We start from the raw sequence: 18,290 nt of genomic DNA on the forward strand, positions 1-18,290 counted from the left end.
CGATGACCACGACCGAACGGCCCGCCGCGGCGACCGAGCCCGCCACCCCCGTGACCGACCCGGGCGGCCCGGAGAAGGAGTCCCCGTGGTTGCGGCGCCTGCCGTGGATCTCCGGACCGGTGCTCCTGCTGCTGCTCGTGGGAGTCTGGCAGTTCACCGTCTCGGTGGTCGGGGTCTCGGAGTTCATCCTGCCCGCGCCGGCCGCCGTCGTCGGGGCGCCGGGGGAGCTGCTGGCCGACCCGGAGATCTGGGGCCACATCGGTGTGACACTGCTGGAGGTCCTCGTCGGGTTCGGCGCCGCGCTCGTCGCGGGCGTCTGCGTCGGCGCGGTGCTCGGGCGCATCGAGTGGCTGCGCCGCGCGGTGCAGCCCGCCCTGGTCGCGCTGCAGGTCGTGCCCAAGGTGGCGTTCGTGCCGATCTTCGTGATCTGGTTCGGCTTCGGCCCCACCTCGAAGATCATCATGGCCGGGCTGCTCGCGTTCTTCCCGATCATGCTCAACGTGATGCTGGGGGTGCGCTCGGTCGAGCGCGGGCACCGCGACGTGATGACCGGGCTGGGCGCCTCGCGCTGGGCGACGTTCCGGAACCTGGAGCTGCCCGCGACCCTGCCGTACGTGTTCGCCGGCGCCGAGGTCGCGATCGTGTTCTCGGTGATCGGCGCGATCGTCGGTGAGTACCTCGGCGGCAGCGCCGGGCTCGGCTACCTCGTGGTGTCGAGCCTCAACGCCCTCGACGCACCACGGCTGTTCGCCGTGATCGTGCTGCTCGCGGTGCTGGGGTCGCTGCTCTACATGATGGTGACGACCGCGAAGCGCCTGGTCATCCCGTGGCACGAGTCGGTGAACACCGGGGTCTGACCGGCCGCGGCGGCACGGCGACCCGAGCACGCCGACCCGAGCACGGCTGCCCGATCACGGCGACCTTCAGCGCGGCGACGCCGCCGGGGTCACGCCCCGGCGGCGTCCCGGGCCCAGTCGGTCAGCACCGGCACGACGACGGCGAGTGCCTGCGGCTCGCGTGCCCACCCGATGTGCGGGCGCGCCCCGGGGACGTCGAGGTGGCGGCGGCTCCGGGTCGCCGCGCCGAACATGGCCAGCAGCGCATCGACCGAGGCGGGTGGGGCGAACCCGTCGCGTTCGAACCCGATCCCGAGGACCGGCAGGTGCACCGCGGCGATCGACGGGGTGTGGTCGACCCGCGGCGTGCCGAACGCGAGCCGCCCGGTGCGGGCCCACCGGCCCCAGTCGCACATCTGCCCGCGGGCCTCCCGCCCGGCGAAGCCGATCCGGTCGCCGGGGAAGTGCCCGATCAGCGTCGACGCGGCCACGACGGCCTGGGTGCGCAGCAGGTGCGCGAGCCCCCAGACCCGCCAGTCGACGCTGCCGGACGCGACCAGGGCGACACCGTCGATGCGGTCGGGGTGCCGTGCGGCGTAGGCGGCGGCGAGGTGCCCGCCGAGGCTGTGTCCGACGACGAACACCGGCGCGCCCGGCCGCGCGGTGCGCACCGCCTCGACGGCGGCGGCGAGGTCGCCGACGAGGTCCTCGTAGCCGAAGTCGTTGCGGCGTCCGGGCGGGGGAGCGGGGCGGGCCTGGTGCCCGCGCAGCTCGGTGACCGCGGCGGCGACGCCGGCGTCGGCCAGCGCGGTCAGCAGCGGGGCGTAGAACGACGCCCGCAGCCCCATCGCGGGCACGACCAGCAGCACGGGCACACCGGGGTCGGGCACCGGGTGCAGGGTCAGTTCCAGCGGCGCCGGGGCCGGACGGTCCAGGACGGTGGTGACGGGCACGCCGGTGATCCTCTCCCGGCCGCCCGCGGGGTCAGGCCGGGGCCCCCGCCAGCGCGCGCAGGCCGGCGTCGAACACGGCCATGACCTCGTCCACCAGCTGGGACAGCGTCGGCGAGCGCGGGTCCACGCCGTGGTCGCCCAGCCAGTGCTGCACCGCGACGCGCAGCCCGGTCACCGCGGCGGCCGCGGCCAGGGTCGGGTAGAGGTCGCGGGCCGGGTCGGACCCGGTCCGGGTGACGACGGCCTCGGCCAGCGCCCGCTCCTGGGCGGCGAACGCGGCCAGCTGGTGCGCGACGATCGTCGGGTACCCGCGCAGCGCCCGCAGCGCCTGCACCCGGTCGAGGTAGCCGGGGTCGGTGACCACGGCGCGCAGTGCGTGCCGCAGCGACTCGGCGACCGGCTCGTCGTCGGGGCGGGCGGCGAACGCGGTCAGCAGGGTGTCCGCCGCCGACTCGTTGGCCGCCACGACCGCCTCCTCCTTGGAGGTGAAGTAGTTGAAGAAGGTGCGGGGCGCGACGTCGGCCGCGTCGGCGATCTGCTCGACGGTCACCGCGTCCAGCCTGCGGGCGCTGCACAGCCGCAGCGCGGCACCGGCGAGCGCGGCTCGGGTGGCGGCCTTCTTGCGCTCGCGACGCCCGGGGACGGCCTGCTCAGCCACGGTCGGCTCCGGTCCGCTCGCGCTCGGGCGCCTCGATGACCGAGACGAGCTCGTGGCGGCCCGGTTGCCCGTCGGTCCGTGCCGTGCCGTCGGCGGGACCGTCGGCGGGTGTGCCGGCCGGCAGGTCGACGTCGAGGCGGAGCCCGTCCGAGCCGACGGTGACCCGGCGCGCCGCGGGGCGGCCCTCCCAGCGGTACACGGTGGACACGATCCCGGTGGCGACGCAGATGCGATAGTGCCCGTCGGCGTCGGCGCGGGTCCGGCCGAGCTCGTCGCCGGTGGGGTCGAGGACGGTCAGCACGGCACCGCCCGCCGGGGCGCCGTCGGCCCGCACGAACCCGTGCAGCACCGGACCGGACGGACCGGTCGGCGGGACCGGGGTGACGGTGGCCCCGGCAGCGGGGTCGGCCGGCTTCTCGATGTCGAGGGTGTCGCGCAGCGGTACCTCGCGCAGGGCCAGGATCGCCACCAGTGCCAGTGCGGCGAGCGGCGCCGCCACTAGGAAGATCATCGAGGTGGCGTGCCCGTAGGCCTCCATGACGATCGAGCGCACCGGCTCGGGCAGGTCGGCCAGGTGCGGCACCTGGCCGCCGCCGACCGCCGCCCCGCCGTCGACGCCGGCCTCGGCCAGCCCGGCCGCGGTCCGGGAGCCGACCACGGAGGCGAGCAGCGCGCCCAGCCCGGCGACACCGGCCGAACCACCGAGCGAGCGGAAGAAGGTCACCGTGGAGCTCGCGGCGCCCATGTGCCGCAGCGCGACGGTGTTCTGCACGGCGAGCACCAGGTTCTGCTGGGTGGTGCCCACGCCGATGCCGACCAGCGCCATCGCGACCGCGACCAGCCAGTACGGCGCGGTCGAGGAGATCACCGCGGCGCCGAGCGACAGGCCCGCGGTCAGCGAGATCGCACCGCCGACGAGGTAGCGCTTCCAGACGCCGGTGCGGCTGATGAGCTGACCCGCGATGTTCGACGCGCCGAACATGCCGACGATCATCGGCAGCGTGAGCAGCCCGGCCTCGGTGGCCGTGGCACCCCGGGCGAGCTGGAAGTACTGCGACAGGAAGATCGTGGAGCCGAACATCGCGACGCCGACGAACAGGCTCGCGACGGTGGCGAGCACGACGGTGCGGTCGCGGAACAGGAACGGCGGCACGACCGGGTCCTTCGCCCGTCGCTCGACGACGACCGCGGCCACCAGCAGCACCAGGCCGGCGCCGATCAGGCCGAACGAGGTGGGCGAGGCCCACGCGAACTGCTTGCCGGCCAACGAGGTCCACAGCAGCAGCGCCGACACCGCGGCGGCGATGAGGGTGGCACCCAGGTAGTCGATGCTGACGCGCTCGCCGTCGGCACGGACGGGGGTGGGCACGTTGAGGGTGCGCTGCAGCACGAGCAGCGAGAGCGCGGCCAGCGGGACGCCGACGAAGAAGCACCAGCGCCAGCCCAGCGGCGAGTCGACGATGATGCCGCCGAGCAGCGGCCCGCCGACGACGGCGATCGACATGATCCCGGAGAGGTAGCCCATGTAGCGGCCGCGCTCGCGCGGGGTGATGATCGCCGCGATCACGACCTGGGTCAGCGCCTGCAGACCGCCCATGCCGAGGCCCTGCAGGACCCGGAAGCCGATGAGCTGTCCGGTGGAGACCGCCAGCCCGCAGAGCAGCGAGCCGACCAGGAAGATCCCGATCGCGGCCTGGACCAGCAGCTTCTTGGAGTAGAGGTCGGCGAGCTTGCCCCAGATCGGGGTCGAGGCCGTCATCGCCAGCAGTGACGCCGAGACCACCCACGTGTACTCGGCCTGCGTCCCGCCGAGGTCGCCCAGGATCCGGGGCAGCGCGTTCGACACGATCGTGCTGGACAGCACGCCGACGAACAGCGCCATCAGGAGGCCGGTCAGGGGGAGCAGTACGTCGCGGCGGTGGGCCGCGGCCTCCTCGGGGGTGCGCGCGGGGCGGGTAGTTGACGTCACGCAACGATTCTGGCGCAAAGATGCAGACTGTGCAAGTTTGCCGATCGTGCGTCGGCGCACACTCTGCACCGATGCGGCCCGGCCGGTCGCGGGGCGCCGGGCAGATCGTGCCCGCCGCCCCGGGACCCCGCCGGGAGCCCTCCGCCGGGGGCGGACCCAGGCGGTGACGGACCCAGGCGGTGACGGACTCAGGCGGTGGCGGGCTCGTCGGGCCGGACGGCCAGCTTGGCCAGGCGCTTCTCGGTCGGCCAGCGGACGTTCCACGCCCAGCCCAGCTTCTCGAACAGTCGGATCGTGCCGGCCGAGATGTCGATCTCGCCGCGACCGACACCGTGCCGGGCCGAGGTGGGATCGGCGTGGTGCAGGTTGTGCCAGGACTCGCCCATGCTGGGGATGGCGAGCAGCCAGACGTTGGTGGAACGGTCCCGTGCCTTGTACGGCCGCTCGCCGACGAGGTGGCAGATCGAGTTGGTCGACCACGCGACGTGGTGCGACACCGCGACCCGGACCAGCCCGGCCCAGAAGAACGCGGTGAACGCTCCCCACCAGGACCAGGTCACCAGGCCGCCGACGACGCCGGGTCCGAACACGGACAGGATCGTCAGGACCGTGAAACCGCGGTGCACGCGGTCGATGTCGGGATCGGCGAGCAGGTCGGGGGCGAAGCGGCGCTGGTCGGTCAGCGAGCGGTCGAAGATCCAGCCCATGTGGGCGTGCCAGAAGCCGCGGACCAGTGCGGCGGGGGAGGTGCCGTAGCGCCACGGCGAGTGCGGGTCGCCCTCGGCGTCGGCGTAGGCGTGGTGACGGCGGTGGTCGGCCACCCAGTGCCGGACCGGCCCCTGCACGGCGAGGCTGCCCGCGACGGCGAGCGCGATCCGCAGGGGCCGGTTCGCGGTGAACGAGCCGTGGGTGAAGTAGCGGTGGAAACCGACGGTCACCCCCAGCATCGACACGACGTACAGGCCGAGCGCGAGGCCGGCGTCGAGCCAGGTCAGCCCCCAGCCCCAGGCGAGCGGGACGGCGGCGACGAGCGCGATCGCCGGGACGATCGCGAACGCGTAGACGAACAGGTGCGGTACGGGATGGCGGAGCCGGTCGGAGAAGTCCGAGCGCGGCGCGGGCCGGGTGTCGGTCACGCCCACGATGGTTCCGGCTCGCACCAGAACGGACAGTGGGGACAACCCCCTCACGTAACCTGAGTGAGGACTTCTCAGGTCGGGCCGGGGGACCGGTGACACCATCGGAGCACGACGAAGGGACCTCGCCGTGGCGGACCTGCTCGGCCGACCCGGGAACCGGCGCGCCCGGCTGCGTGCCCTGCTCGACGCCGGCACCCCGGTGCTCGCCCCCGGCGCGTACGACGCGCTGTCCGCGCGGCTGGTCGAGCAGGCCGGGTTCGACGTCGTCTACATGACCGGGTTCGGGACGACGGCCGGGCTGCTCGGCCGCCCCGACGTCGGGCTGCTCGGGGGTGCGGAGATGGCCGCGCACGCGGGCAGGCTGGCCGACGCCGTCGACCTCCCGCTGATCGCCGACGCGGATACCGGCTACGGCAACCCGCTCAACGTCATCCGGACCGTCCGCGACTACGAACGGGCCGGGGTCGCCGCGCTGCACCTGGAGGACCAGGTCATGCCCAAGCGGTGCGGGCACCTCGCGGGCAAGCAGGTGGTGCCCGCCGCGGAGATGGTCGCCAAGGTGCGGGCCGCCGTCGACGCCCGGACCGACCCGGACCTGCTGGTGATCGCCCGGACCGACGCCGCCGCCGTCGACGGGCTGGACGCGGCGATCGACCGGGCCCGCCGGTTCGCCGACGCCGGCGCCGACCTGCTCTTCGTGGAGGCGCCGACCTCCGAGCGGGACGTCGAGACCGTCGCGACCGCGCTGGCCGGGCACCGGCTGGTGTTCAACTGGGCCGAGGGCGGCCGCACCCCGCCGCTGTCGCGCGACCGGCTCGCCGAGCTCGGCTTCGCCCTGGTCCTGTTCCCGGTGGGCACCCTGCTCGCGGCGACGGCCGGGATGCGGGAGCTGCTGGAGCGGTTGCGCGCGGAGGGCACACCGGCGTCGCTGGTCGACCGGCTCGGCGGTCTCGACGCGTTCGCCGAGCTCGCCGGGCTCGGGGAGGTCCGCGAGCTCGAGCAGCGCTACTGCGCCGACGGCGGCTGACCGGTTCCCGGCCGCCGCCCGCCGCACACATTCCTCCGCGGAGAGGTCGGCACTACACGGTCACGAGTGGCGGGTCGATATGTCGTCCACCACACTTGGTGCAGATGACCTTGCCGACCTGCGGACGTCGACCGGAACGGGTCGGGCCGGCAGGGTCCCGGAATCGCCCCAGGCGGTGGATCGTGCAGCAGAACACTCCCCGGCTCCGCATCTGCGAACGATGCTGGTCGTCGGTCGCGGACGGCTCGGTCTGTCGGATCTTCCGGCACTCCGACCCCAACGCTCCGCTGGAGAGGCCCACCTTCTCCTACCGTCACCTCGACGGTGACCCGGCGTGCAGCGGGGCCCAGCAGCCCGAGCTGGAGACGAGGTGGGTCGCATGAGCGCGCTCCCCGTGCCGGGACGCACACTGCGCCCGGTCCCCGCGCCGGTCGCGCGCGCCCGGACCGCGCTGCCGCCGGCCGACCCGCGGCCGGTGTCGTCGGCCGACCTGGAACGGCTGCACGAGAACCTCCGACGCGTGCTGGCCGGTCTGCGCTGGCCCGCCCATCGCTGGCAGATCCTCGCCGAGGCCGAGGCGTGGGGGGTGAGCGGCCTGGTCCGCGAGCAGCTCGTCCCGCTGCCGGACGGGCGGTACCCGTCGTTCGAGTCCGTCGTCGAGGTGCTCACGGCCGCGGCGCACGACCGGCTGCGCCCGGCGCCGGTCCGGCCCGCGGTCGGCGCCGACCGGCTGCACCCCCTGGAGTCGGCCAGGGAGTCGGTCAGGGAGTCGGTCAGAAGGTCGGCCCTGGAGTCGGCCATGGGGTCGGCCGGTGTCCCGCGGCACCTGCCGCGCGCCGTGGGCGGGCCCGCACCCGGCGCCGGGCACCGCCCGGCCTGAGCCCCGACGGGGCGGTGCGATCGCCCCGTCGGTGCGGCCGTGTCGGCCGGGGTCGGCGGTCCCGAATCCGCCGGCCCCGGCCGGGGCGACCACCCGTCCGCTCCCCAGCGACGGGTAGTGGGTCCTCGGGCTGCGTGGCGTGCGACGGGGCTGAGGCTGCCGGTGCCGACCGATCGGCCACGCGAGGTGATGTATATCACGTGGGGCGGCCGGGTTGGTCCGCTTTCCCCGAACCGGGCGACGGTATCGATCCAGCCGGCGGTGCGCGTGTAGCTCGTGGATCACCGGGAAGGTCGCCGGTGCCGGTCCCACGGTGGGCCCGGCGCGAGCGAGGAGGCGGACGTGGCGGGGCAGACGGCGATCGGGCTGGCGGTCGAGACGGCAGGGCCGGGGGTGCGGCTGGTCCGGGTGTCCGGGTGGCTGGACCGTCCGGGCGTGGAGGCACTGGCCCGGATGCTCGACGCCCAGACCCGGTGCGGCCGGATCCCGGGCCACCTCGTCGTCGACCTCTCCGGGGTCAACGCCTTCGACGGGCCCGCCACCGAGCTGCTCGGTGCGGTCGTCGCCCGCTCGCGTGCCGACGGCGTGCGGCTGCACCTGGCCGGGTGCGGCGGTCGGGCGGAGCTGCTGCCGCTGCGTGCCCGCCAGGTCCTGCAGCGGTGCAGCGCCTTCCCCTCCGCCGAGGTCGCCGTCCGGACACTGACCGCGGCCCGCCCCGGTGCCGCTGGCGAGGGCGGGACCGTGCCCGGGCCGCGCCGGGCCGGCGACGACCGCACGGAGGACCGCACGGACGACCGCACGGACGACCGGCCGGTCTCCTCCGCCACCTGACCGCGACCGGCCCCGGGGCCCTCAGCCCGCCGCGTCGTGGGCGCGGCGCACGGCGGCCGCGCCGTCGTCGTCGAGCTCGCCCCAGCAGCGCAGCCGGGACAGCCCGCCGTCGGGGAACACGTCCAGGCGCAGGTGGGTGGCCGCGGCGGCGCCGGGCAGCAGGAACCGGTGCCGGGTGTCGGGCTGCACCCGCTCGCGGTCCCGCAGCACCGTCCACGACCCGCCGGTGCGCTCGTCGCGGGTGCTGATCGAGACCCAGCCCGGCGCGTTCCCGACGAACCAGGTCGTGTCGACCTCCACGTGCCGGGGCACCCCGCCCGCGGCGAGGGCGAACTCGACCCAGTCGTTGCCGCCGTCGCGGCGCCGGGCGTTCTCCCAGCCCTCGCCCATGTGCCGGGCCCGGCCGGGCAGCAGCAGGTTGCCGGGGGAGGAGTAGAACGCGTCGGAGCAGCCCGTGACGTGACCGCCGTTCTCCGCCGCGAGCAGGTCCACGGTGCCCTCCAGGAACCGCGGGTCGGGCAGCACCCGGCCGAGCACCCGGAACCGGGCGATCCCGCCGTCGGGGTGCATGATCAGGCGCAGGTGGGTGGCCCGGCGGGTGTCGGTCACCGGGTAGACGTTCGCGGTGTGCCCCGCGCAGGCCGAGCGCGGCACGATCTCGTGCCAGGGTGCCTTCTCCAGCTCGTCGGGCGAGGGGTGCCCGTCGACGGCGGTCGCCTCCACCGCGATCTCCGGCGGGTAGTTGCCCTTGAACCAGGACGTGTCGACGACGACGTGGTCCACCACACCCGGCGCGCCCAGGCGGACCAGCGCCCAGTCGTGGCCGGGCTCGCGGCGACGGCGGGTCTCCCAGCCGTCGTAGACCTTGCCCTTGAGGCCGAACTCGTCGGGGTCGAAGCGGGGCGGCGCGGCGGTGATGAGGTTCTCGCGCTGGGCGAAGAACTCGTCGTTCGCGGCGACGACGGAGCCGCCGAGCGCGCGGGAGGCCAGGTCGATGAGCGAGGGGTCGGTCACGGTCTGCTCCTGATCATCGGACGGGTGGGGGACGGGTGGTCGGCGGCGATCCGTGCGCCGAGCAGGCGCAGGAGCTCGGCGGCACGGTCGACGGCGTCGTGGTGGTCGCGTGCGGTGTCGGTCAGGGCGTAGACCCCGGCGAACCCGGCGGTCCGCAGCGCGGCCGCGTCCAGCGTGACCTGCCCGGCGACGGCGACGACCGGGACCCCGGACGCCCGGGCGGCCGCGGCCACCCCGGCCGGGGCCTTGCCGTGCAGGGTCTGGGTGTCCAGCCTGCCCTCCCCGGTGACGACGAGACCGGCGCCGGCCAGCTCGTCGTCGAAGCCGGTCAGCTCCAGGACGGTACCGACGCCGGGGACGACCCGCGCCCCGCAGACCGCGGTCAGCGCGAGCCCGGCGCCCCCGGCGGCACCCGCCCCCGGCGCGGCGGCCAGGGTGGCCGGGTCCCCGCCGGTGGCCGCGGCGAGCACCCGCACCCAGCGGGCCAGCGCGGCGTCGAGCGCGGCGACCACGCCGGCGTCGGCGCCCTTCTGCGGACCGTAGACGGCCGCGGCGCCGTGCGGGCCGAGCAGCGGGTTGTCGACGTCGGCGGCGAGCCGGACCCGGACGGCCGGGTCCCGCAGCCGCGGGTGCAGCGCGGACAGGTCGAGCCGCTCGGCCCGGGCCAGCGCCGCGCCGCCCCGCCCGACCTCGGCGCCGTCGGCGTCGAGCACGCGGGCGCCGAGCCCGCGCAGCAGCCCGGCGCCGCCGTCGGTGGTGGCGCTGCCCCCGAGCCCGACGACGACGTCGGTGCACCCGGCGTCGAGCACCGCGGCCAGCACGGTCCCCAGCCCCTCGGTGCCCGCGCCGCCCGGGTCGCGCACCCCGCCGGGCAGGACCGCGAGCCCGGCCGTCGACGCCAGCTCCACCAGTGCGGACGCCCCGGTCCGGGCCCAGACGGCCGTCAGCGGAGTTCCGGTGGGGCCGGTCGCGGTGGTCGTGACCGGCTCCCAGCCGGCGGCCAGTGCCGCGGCGACCGTGCCCTCCCCGCCGTCGGCGACCGGGCAGCGACGTACCGGGCGGCCCGGGTCGGCGTCGGCGATCCCGGCCGCGAGCGCGTCGGCGACGGCGGCGGCGTCCAGCGAGCCCTTGAACTTGTCCGGGGCCAGCAGGATCGCGCTCACCTGAGGTGGGCCAGCGCGGTCGGGGCGTCGGCGGGGGTCTGCGCGAGGTCCTCGAACTCGGTGACGGCGTCGATCTCGGTGCCCATCGCGATGTTCGTGACCCGCTCCAGCACCACCTCGACGACGACCGGCACCTTGTGCTCACGGGCCAGCTGCGACGCCCGGCGCAGGGTCGTGGCGATCTCGTCGGGGTCGGTGACCCGTAGACCCACACAGCCCAGACCCTCCGCGACGCGGACGTGGTCGACGCCGTAGCCCTTCGGCAGTCCGGTGAGCTCCTCGTCGGCGTTCATGTTGTCGAAGGCCAGCGAGACCTCGAAGTCCATGTCGAACGCGCGCTGTGCCTGCCGGATCAGCCCCAGGTAGGAGTTGTTGACCACGACGTGCACGTAGGGCAGCCCGAACTGGGCGCCGACGGCGAGCTCCTCCATCATGAACTGGAAGTCGTAGTCGCCCGAGAGCGCGACGACCGGGGTCGACGGGCCGGCGACGACGGCGCCCAGCGCCGCCGGGATGGTCCAGCCGAGCGGTCCGGCCTGGCCGCAGTTGACCCAGTGCCGGGGCCGGTAGACGTGCAGGAACTGGCCGGCCGCGATCTGGGACAGCCCGATCGTCGTCACGTAGCGGGTCTCCGGGCCGAACACCCGGTTCATCTCCTGGTAGACCCGCTGCGGCTTGATCGGTACGTGTGGGAAGTCGGTGCGCCGCAGCAGCGTCGCCTTCCGCTCGCGGCAGGACTCGGCCCATGCGCTGCGGTCCGGCAGCGTCCCGGCGTCGTGACGGCGGCGGGCCTCGGTCAGCAGGGCGCGCAGCGCGGCCCCGGCGTCGGAGACCACGCCGTAGTCGGGGGCGAAGACCCGCCCGATCTGGGTCGGCTCGATGTCGACGTGCACGAACCGGCGCCCGCGCCGGTAGGTGTCGAGTCCGCCGGTGTGCCGGTTGGCCCACCGGTTCCCGATCCCGACGACGACGTCGGAGTCCAGGAACGTGGCGTTGCCGTAGCGGTGCGCGGTCTGCAGGCCGACCATTCCGGCGGCGAGCGGGTGGTCGTCGGGGATCGTGCCCCAGCCCATCAGGGTCGGGACCACCGGGACGCCGAGGATCTCGGCCAGCTCGACGAGCTCGGCCGAGGCGTCGGCGTTGACGATCCCGCCGCCCGCGACGATCAGCGGCCGCTCGCCCTCGGCGAGCAGGTCCAGCACCCGCGACGCCTGCGGGCCGGTCATCGCCGGACGGTGCACCGGCAGCGGGGCGTAGGTGTCGGGGTCGAAGTCGATGACGGTCTGCTGCACGTCGATCGGCAGGTCGATCAGCACCGGGCCCGGCCGGCCGGACCGCATGAGGTGGAACGCCTGGGCGAACGCGCCCGGCACCTGCGCGGCCTCGCGCACGGTCATCGCCATCTTGGTGACCGGTGCGGCGATGGCCGCGATGTCGACGGCCTGGAAGTCCTCCTTGTGCAGCCGCGCGACCGGCGCCTGTCCGGTGATCGCCAGGATCGGGATCGAGTCCGCCGACGCCGAGTACAGCCCGGTGACCATGTCGGTGCCCGCCGGGCCGGAGGTGCCGATGCAGACGCCGATGTTGCCCGGACCGGACCGGGTGAAGCCCTCGGCCATGTGCGAGGCGCCCTCGACGTGGCGGGCCAGGACGTGGCCGATCGTGCCGCGGGCGCGCATCGCCGCGTAGAAGGGGTTGATCGCCGCGCCCGGGACGCCGAACGCCTGCGTGGCGCCCTCGGCCTCCAGGATGCGGACGGCGGCCTCGGCCGCGGTCATCCGGGTCATGACAGGTCCCCGTTCAGACGGCGGACGGTGCGGTGCAGGGCGGAGTGGTCGAGCCCGCCGTCGCCGGCGGCACGGGTCGCGGCGACGAGCTGGGCGACGAGCGCGGCCACCGGCGCGACCACACCGGCCTCCCGGGCGGAGTCGGCGACGATGCCCATGTCCTTGTGGTGCAGGTCGATCCGGAAGCCGGGGGCGTAGTCCCCGGCGAGCATCGCGGGCGCCTTCTGGTCGAGGACCTTCGACCCGGCGAGGCCCCCGCCGAGCACCTCGACGGCCGCGTCGAGGTCGGCGCCGTGCGCCTGCAGGAACACCAGGGCCTCGGCGAGCAGGGCGATGTTCCCGGCGACGATCAGCTGGTTCGCGGCCTTGACCGTCTGCCCGGCCCCGGACGGGCCGACGTGCACGACGGTCTTCCCGACGACGTCGAGCAGCGGTCGGGCCGCGGCCACGTCCGCCCCGTCCCCGCCGACCATGATGGACAGTGCGGCGTTCTCGGCGCCCGCCTGGCCGCCGGAGACCGGGGCGTCGGGCATCCGCAGGCCGCGCTCGGCGGCACCGGCGGCCAGGTCCCGGGCGACGTCGGGCCGGATCGTCGAGAAGTCGACGACCAGGGTGCCGGGCTCGGCGGTGTCGAACACGCCGCCGTCGCGGGTGCAGACGTCGACGACGTCGGGGGAGTCGGGCAGCATCAGGGCCACGACCTCGGCCTTGGCCACCGCCTCGGCGACCGGCGCCGCGGCGCGGCCGCCGTCCGCGGCGAGCGCCTCGGCCTTGCCCGGGCTGCGGTTGTGGCCGACGACGTCGTGCCCGGCGCGCACGAGGTGGCGGGCCATCGGGCCACCCATGATGCCGAGACCGATGAACGCGACGGTGCGGGTGTCGGTGCTGCTCATGCGGACGCTCCCTGTCCGACCAGCCAGCCGAACGGGTCGTTGGTGACGGGCTTGTACTCGAGGCTGACCGGCCCGTCGTAGCCGGCGGCGACGACCCGGGCGAGCAGGTCGGTGATCGGCAGGTCCCCGGTCCCGGGCTCGCCGCGGCCGGGGGAGTCGGCGATCTGGACGTGGCCGATCCGGTCGGCGTGGCGGTCGATCGCGGCCGCCGGGTCGTCGCCGTTCACGGCCAGGTGGTAGACGTCGAGCAGCAGCCGCAGGTGCGGCGACCCGACCCGGTCGAGCACGGCGACGGCGTCGTCGGCGGTCCGCAGCGGGTAGGCGTCGACGCCGCTGACCGGCTCGAGCAGCGCGACCGCGCCGATCCGGGCGGCCGCGTCGGCGGCGAGCGCGAGGTTGCCCCGCGCCGTCTCGTCCTGGACACGCGGGTCCAGGTCGTCGCGACGGTTGCCGTAGAGGGCGTTGAAGCCCAGCGTGCCGAGCCGCTCGCCGATGCCGACGGCGACGGCGACGTTGTCGGCGAACTCGCCCGCGCGGGCGGGGTCGGACAGGATCCCGCGCTCCCCGGCTGGCATGTCGCCCGCGGAGAAGTTGAGCCCGGTGAGGGTGACGCCGGCGTCGGCGACGGCGGTGACGAAGGCGTCGACCTCGCGGTCGCCGGGCACGGAGGCGGCGAAGGGCCACCAGAACTCGACGGCGTCGAAGCCGGCCGCCGCGGCGGCCGCGGGACGCTGCAACAGCGGCAGGTCACCGAGGACGATGGAGCAGTTGACGGTGTAGCGCACGAAGGGGCCTCCTCGTCGAGGACGGGCGGTGCTGTTCTCAGGCGGGCTCGGGCAGTCCCTTGTAGGCACGCCAGCCGCCGTGGGTGGTGATGTCGGTGAGCTCGTCGCGCTGGCGTTCCAGCACGCCGGGACGCAGCCCGACCGCGAGGACGTCGCGTCCGTCGTCGAGCTCGATCACGGTGAGTTCGAGCTCCGGCGGCTCGTCGGGCAGGAAGTCGGTGCGGATCGCCCGGAGCGGGACGTCGTAGATCTCCCCGGCCAGCGGTACGCCGCCGGCGGGGTCCTCGAGCAGGGCCGGGAACTCGTCGCGCACCGAGAACATGCGGTAGTGCGGAGCGGTCCGGACCTCGCCGAGGAACGGGTGGGCGGACACGTTGTGGTGGAGCCGGCCGCCGCGCATCGCGTCACCGGAACAGAAGAGGGCAGTCACCGGAGCCTCCGATCCTTCCGCAATGCGGAAAAGTGATTCCGTTGTGCGGCATGAATCGGACCACGGCATCCGGGGGGTGTCAAGCATCGCTGTCGTCGGTGACCCCTTGACGCTTGCGTGACGGGCGCCATAGCGTGATTCCGCACCGCAAGAGATCCGTTTCACATCGCGGAAACCAGCGCGTCACATGCGACGCGCCACGACGTGGGAACCGAGGTGGCCCCGATGACGGGACCCGGAACGAGCGACCGGTCCGCAGCAGCCCCGACCGACGACCAGGTGACCGCCGTGCCCGTCGCGCCGGGCGGCGCGGACGCACCGAGCCCACGGCTCTACAACCGCGACCTCGCGCCTACCACCGTCGAGGGACGGTCGTGGAAGGCCTACAACATCTTCACCCTGTGGGCCGTCGACGTGCACAGCCTGGGCAACTACGGCTTCGCCCTCGGCCTGTTCGCCCTCGGTCTCGGCGCCTGGCAGATCCTGGTCTCGCTCGGCATCGGTGCGCTGGTGCTGTTCGTGCTGCTCACCGTCGCCGGGTACATGGGCTACCGGACCGGCCTGCCGTTCCCGGTCATGAGCCGGATCTCCTTCGGCGTCCGTGGCGCGCAGCTCCCGGCCCTGGTCCGGGGTGCGGTCGCGATCGCGTGGTTCGGCATCCAGACCTACCTGGCCACCCAGGTGCTCGTCGTGATGGTCCTGGCCGTGGCGCCGTCGGCCGGTGGGCTGGAGCAGGTGTCCTTCCTCGGTCTGTCGGTGCTGGGCTGGATCTGCTTCCTCGTGCTGTGGGTCGTGCAGGTGGCGATCCTGCTGCGTGGCATGGACGGCATCCGCCGCTACGAGGCGGTCGCCGGGCCGATCGTGCTGGTGACCCTCGCCGTGCTCTCCGGATGGGTGCTGTGGCAGACCGGCGGGGAGATCGCCTGGTCGGTGCCCGACCCGCTGACCGGCGGCGCGATGTGGGTGCAGATCCTGGCCGGTGCGTCGCTGTGGACGGCGATCTACGGCACCTTCGTCCTCAACTTCTGCGACTTCACCCGCGGCGCGGTGTCCACCGGCGCGGTCCGGCGCGGCAGCTTCTGGGGGATCCTGCCGAACACGCTGTTCTTCGGCGTCGTCGTCGTGGTGCTGGCGGGCGGGCAGCTGCGGATCGGCGGGCAGGTGATCTCCAGCCCGGCCGACGTCGTCAACACCATCCCCAACACGCCGCTGCTGCTGCTCGCCTCGGCGGCGCTGCTGATCCTCACGATCGCGGTCAACCTGATGGCGAACTTCGTGGCCCCCTGCTACGCCCTGTCCAACCTGTTCCCGAAGGTCCTCGACTTCCGCCGGGCCGGGGTGGTCAGCGCGCTGATCGGGCTCGTCATCCTGCCCTGGAACCTCTACGACTCCCCGCTCGTGATCACCTACTTCCTGGGTGTGCTCGGCGCGCTGCTCGGGCCGCTGTTCGGGATCGTGATGGCCGACTACTGGCTGGTGCGGCGCGGCCGGATCGACGTCCCCGCGCTGTACTCCGAGGCGAGCGGGGCCGCCTACCACTACCGGGGCGGGGTCAACCGGCGCGCGGTCGCGGTGTTCGTGCCGTCCGCGCTGGTCGCCGTCGCCGTCGGGTTCGTGCCCGCGCTGGAGCCGGTCGCCCCGTTCAGCTGGTTCCTCGGCGCCGGGCTCGCCGCGCTGCTGACCGTGCTCGTCGCCCCGCGCGGACAGACCTACCGCGCGGTGTCCGGGGAGCCCCTGGCCGTCGCACCCACCGGGGGGCACTAGTGCGCATCGTCGTCGTCAACGTCAACACCACGGCCTCGGTCACCGAGGCCATCTCCGCCTCGGCGCGCTCGGTCGCCGCGCCCGGCACCGAGATCGTCGGGCTCACGCCGCGGTTCGGCGCCGAGTCGGTCGAGGGCAACCTGGAGAGCTACCTGGCCGCGGTCGGGGTCGCCGACGCCGTCGCGCGGTACGCCGCCGCCGGCGAGCCGTTCGACGCGGTGATCCAGGCCGGCTACGGCGAGCACGGCCGCGAGGGCCTGCAGGAGATGCTGGACGTGCCCGTCGTCGACATCACCGAGGCCGCCGCGACCACCGCGATGTACCTCGGCCACCGCTACTCGGTGGTGACCACGCTGGACCGCACCGTGCCGCTGATCTCCGACCGGCTGCTGCTGGCCGGGCTGGAGCGGCGCTGTGCCTCGGTGCGCGCCTCCGGGCTCGCGGTGCTGGAGCTGGAGCAGGACCCGGACCGGGCGGTCGCCGCGATCGTCGAGCAGGCCCGGCTGGCCGTCGAGCACGACCACGCCGAGGTGATCTGCCTGGGCTGCGGCGGCATGGCGGGCCTGGAGGAGAAGGTGCGCGCGGAGACCGGGGTGCCCGTCGTCGACGGGGTGCAGGCCGCGGTGACCGTCGCCGAGTCGCTGGTGCGTCTGCGCCTGAGCACCTCGAAGGCCCGCACCTACGCGGCCCCCCGAACCAAGAAGATCACCGGATTCCCCCTGGAGATGCCATGACCAGCTACGACCTGGTGGTCCGCGGGCAGCGGATCATGACCACGGCGGGCGAGCAGCCCCGCGAGATCGGTGTGACCGGCGGGCGGATCGTCGCCATCGAGCCGCTCGGCAACGGCCTCGACGGTGCCCGGGTGATCGACCTCGCCGAGGACGAGGTGCTGCTCCCCGGCCTCGTCGACACCCACGTCCACGTCAACGAGCCCGGCCGCACCGAGTGGGAGGGCTTCGCCTCGGCGACCCGGGCCGCCGCGGCGGGCGGGGTCACCACGATCGTCGACATGCCGCTCAACTCGATCCCGCCGACCGTCGACGTCGCTGCACTCGAGGTGAAGCGGAAGGTCGCCGAGCACCAGGCGTTCGTCGACGTCGGGTTCTGGGGCGGGGCGGTGCCGGGCAACCTGGGCGATCTGCGCGGCCTGCACGACGAGGGCGTCTTCGGCTTCAAGTGCTTCCTGCTGCACTCCGGGGTCGACGAGTTCCCGCCGCTCGACGCCGACGAGATGGAGCGCGACATGGCCGAGCTGGCCACGTTCGACGCCGTCATGATCGTGCACGCCGAGGACTCCCGGGCCATCGAGAAGGCCCCCACCCCGCACGGCGCGAAGTACGACACCTTCCTGCGCTCGCGCCCGCGCGGCGCGGAGAACCTGGCGATCGCCGAGGTCATCGAGCGGGCCCGCTGGACCGGGGCGCGTGCGCACGTGCTGCACGTGTCCTCCTCCGACGCGCTGCCGATGATCGCCACCGCGCGCCGTGACGGCGTCCGGATCACCGCCGAGACCTGCCCGCACTACCTGACGCTGTTCGCCGAGGAGATCCCCGACGGCGCCACCACCCACAAGTGCTGCCCGCCGATCCGCGAGGCGTCCAACCGGGAGCTGCTCTGGGAGGGGCTGCTCGACGGGACGATCGACTGCATCGTGTCCGACCACTCGCCCAGCACCGCCGAGCTGAAGCTCCTCGGCCGTGACTCTCCTTCCTGGGGGGACTTCGGGCTCGCCTGGGGCGGGGTGTCGTCGCTGCAGCTGGGGCTGTCGCTGGTGTGGAGCGAGGCCCGCCGGCGCGGCATCGGGCTGGCGCAGGTCGTGCAGTGGATGGCCTCGAAGCCGGCCGACCTGGTCGGGCTGCGCTCGAAGGGGCGGATCGCGCTGGGGGTACGACGCCGACCTCGCCGTCTTCGCCCCCGACGCGGCGTACGTGGTCGACCCGCAGCGGCTGCACCACAAGAACAAGGTCAGCGCCTACGCCGGCCGGTCGCTGTCCGGCGTGGTCCGGCGCACCCTTCTGGGCGGGCGCGACGTCGACGTGGCCGGCGAGCCGCACGGGCGGCTGTTGCGCCGTGGCTCGGTGGAGCGGGTGACCGGTGCCCCCGGCGCCCCGGAGGCCTCCGAGGTCCCGGCCGCACCGCCCGAGCAGGGCTAGACTTC

The 18,290-nt window shown here is 74.5% G+C and carries 16 protein-coding genes and 1 pseudogene; 7 read left to right on the forward strand and 10 right to left on the reverse strand.

The genetic code is table 11. The features are described 5' to 3' along the window. The first annotated feature begins 2 nt into the window (after positions 1-2). On the forward strand, positions 3-857 hold the full coding sequence (locus tag FVA95_RS04615) for an ABC transporter permease (RefSeq protein ID WP_149663088.1): 855 nt from the start codon (positions 3-5) through the stop codon (positions 855-857). An 89-nt stretch (positions 858-946) separates the two neighbouring features. Here FVA95_RS04615 and FVA95_RS04620 read toward each other — a convergent pair whose 3' ends face one another. From FVA95_RS04620 to FVA95_RS04635, 4 genes are all read right to left on the reverse strand, one after another. Then, positions 947-1,789, reverse strand: a complete 843-nt coding sequence (locus FVA95_RS04620) for an alpha/beta fold hydrolase (protein WP_149663089.1) — start codon at positions 1,787-1,789, stop codon at positions 947-949. A 31-nt stretch (positions 1,790-1,820) separates the two neighbouring features. Continuing rightward, positions 1,821-2,447 (reverse strand): TetR/AcrR family transcriptional regulator, encoded by a 627-nt coding sequence (locus FVA95_RS04625; RefSeq protein WP_149663090.1) that lies wholly within the window; start codon positions 2,445-2,447, stop codon positions 1,821-1,823. Next, on the reverse strand, positions 2,440-4,416 hold the full coding sequence (locus FVA95_RS04630) for an MFS transporter (protein WP_240051271.1): 1,977 nt from the start codon (positions 4,414-4,416) through the stop codon (positions 2,440-2,442). Before FVA95_RS04630 ends, FVA95_RS04625 begins: the two co-directional genes overlap by 8 nt. 188 nt (positions 4,417-4,604) lie before the next feature. Then, entirely contained in the window at positions 4,605-5,552 is a 948-nt protein-coding gene (locus tag FVA95_RS04635; RefSeq protein WP_149663091.1) for an acyl-CoA desaturase, read from the reverse strand. Positions 5,553-5,682: 130 nt separating this feature from the next. Here FVA95_RS04635 and FVA95_RS04640 point away from each other — a divergent pair, with 130 nt between their 5' ends. The 3 genes from FVA95_RS04640 (at position 5,683) to FVA95_RS04650 (ending at position 8,293) form a co-directional block, all read left to right on the forward strand. Beyond that, positions 5,683-6,582, forward strand: coding sequence for an oxaloacetate decarboxylase (locus tag FVA95_RS04640; protein WP_149663092.1), 900 nt, complete (start codon positions 5,683-5,685; stop codon positions 6,580-6,582). 379 nt (positions 6,583-6,961) lie between these two features. Beyond that, the gene (locus FVA95_RS04645) at positions 6,962-7,462 is read left to right on the forward strand and encodes a hypothetical protein (RefSeq protein ID WP_149663093.1); all 501 of its coding nucleotides are present in this window, start codon (positions 6,962-6,964) and stop codon (positions 7,460-7,462) included. A 342-nt stretch (positions 7,463-7,804) separates the two neighbouring features. Beyond that, the gene (locus FVA95_RS04650) at positions 7,805-8,293 is read left to right on the forward strand and encodes a sodium-independent anion transporter (RefSeq protein ID WP_161992198.1); all 489 of its coding nucleotides are present in this window, start codon (positions 7,805-7,807) and stop codon (positions 8,291-8,293) included. Positions 8,294-8,314: 21 nt separating this feature from the next. Here the strand turns inward: FVA95_RS04650 and alc are convergent, their stop codons facing one another. Genes alc through FVA95_RS04680 form a run of 6 tightly spaced genes read right to left on the reverse strand, consistent with a single transcriptional unit; the run spans position 8,315 to position 14,365 of the window. Beyond that, positions 8,315-9,307, reverse strand: a complete 993-nt coding sequence (alc, locus tag FVA95_RS04655) for an allantoicase (protein ID WP_149663095.1) — start codon at positions 9,305-9,307, stop codon at positions 8,315-8,317. Next, positions 9,304-10,470 carry a glycerate kinase gene (locus FVA95_RS04660; RefSeq protein ID WP_149663096.1) on the reverse strand — a complete coding sequence of 389 codons (1,167 nt, stop codon included), beginning with the start codon at positions 10,468-10,470 and terminating at the stop codon, positions 9,304-9,306. Before FVA95_RS04660 ends, alc begins: the two co-directional genes overlap by 4 nt. Next, positions 10,467-12,257 (reverse strand): glyoxylate carboligase, encoded by a 1,791-nt coding sequence (gene gcl / locus FVA95_RS04665; RefSeq protein WP_149663097.1) that lies wholly within the window; start codon positions 12,255-12,257, stop codon positions 10,467-10,469. Before gcl ends, FVA95_RS04660 begins: the two co-directional genes overlap by 4 nt. Beyond that, positions 12,254-13,150: an NAD(P)-dependent oxidoreductase gene (locus tag FVA95_RS04670; RefSeq protein ID WP_149663098.1), complete on the reverse strand. Its 897-nt coding sequence runs from the start codon at positions 13,148-13,150 to the stop codon at positions 12,254-12,256. Before FVA95_RS04670 ends, gcl begins: the two co-directional genes overlap by 4 nt. Next, the gene (locus tag FVA95_RS04675) at positions 13,147-13,935 is read right to left on the reverse strand and encodes a hydroxypyruvate isomerase family protein (protein WP_149663099.1); all 789 of its coding nucleotides are present in this window, start codon (positions 13,933-13,935) and stop codon (positions 13,147-13,149) included. The genes FVA95_RS04670 and FVA95_RS04675 overlap by 4 nt, the downstream gene beginning before the upstream one ends. Positions 13,936-13,972: 37 nt before the next feature. After that, complete coding sequence (locus FVA95_RS04680; protein ID WP_149663100.1) at positions 13,973-14,365, reverse strand: amidase; 393 nt, start codon at positions 14,363-14,365, stop codon at positions 13,973-13,975. Positions 14,366-14,590: 225 nt separating this feature from the next. On the opposite strand from FVA95_RS04680, the gene FVA95_RS04685 reads away from it, so the two are divergent. The 3 genes and pseudogenes from FVA95_RS04685 to allB all read left to right on the forward strand — a co-directional run bounded on the left by FVA95_RS04685 (position 14,591) and on the right by allB (position 18,285). Beyond that, complete coding sequence (locus FVA95_RS04685) at positions 14,591-16,129, forward strand: NCS1 family nucleobase:cation symporter-1 (RefSeq protein ID WP_149663101.1); 1,539 nt, start codon at positions 14,591-14,593, stop codon at positions 16,127-16,129. Then, positions 16,129-16,863 (forward strand): aspartate/glutamate racemase family protein, encoded by a 735-nt coding sequence (locus FVA95_RS04690; RefSeq protein ID WP_149663102.1) that lies wholly within the window; start codon positions 16,129-16,131, stop codon positions 16,861-16,863. Before FVA95_RS04685 ends, FVA95_RS04690 begins: the two co-directional genes overlap by 1 nt. Further along, a pseudogene (allB, locus tag FVA95_RS04695) lies at positions 16,860-18,285 on the forward strand (allantoinase AllB). The gene FVA95_RS04690 and the pseudogene allB overlap by 4 nt, the downstream one beginning before the upstream one ends. Positions 18,286-18,290 lie beyond the last annotated feature (5 nt).

Origin of the sequence: Pseudonocardia sp. EV170527-09, assembly GCF_008369905.1 — a bacterium.
In the GTDB taxonomy this organism is placed as follows: domain Bacteria; phylum Actinomycetota; class Actinomycetes; order Mycobacteriales; family Pseudonocardiaceae; genus Pseudonocardia.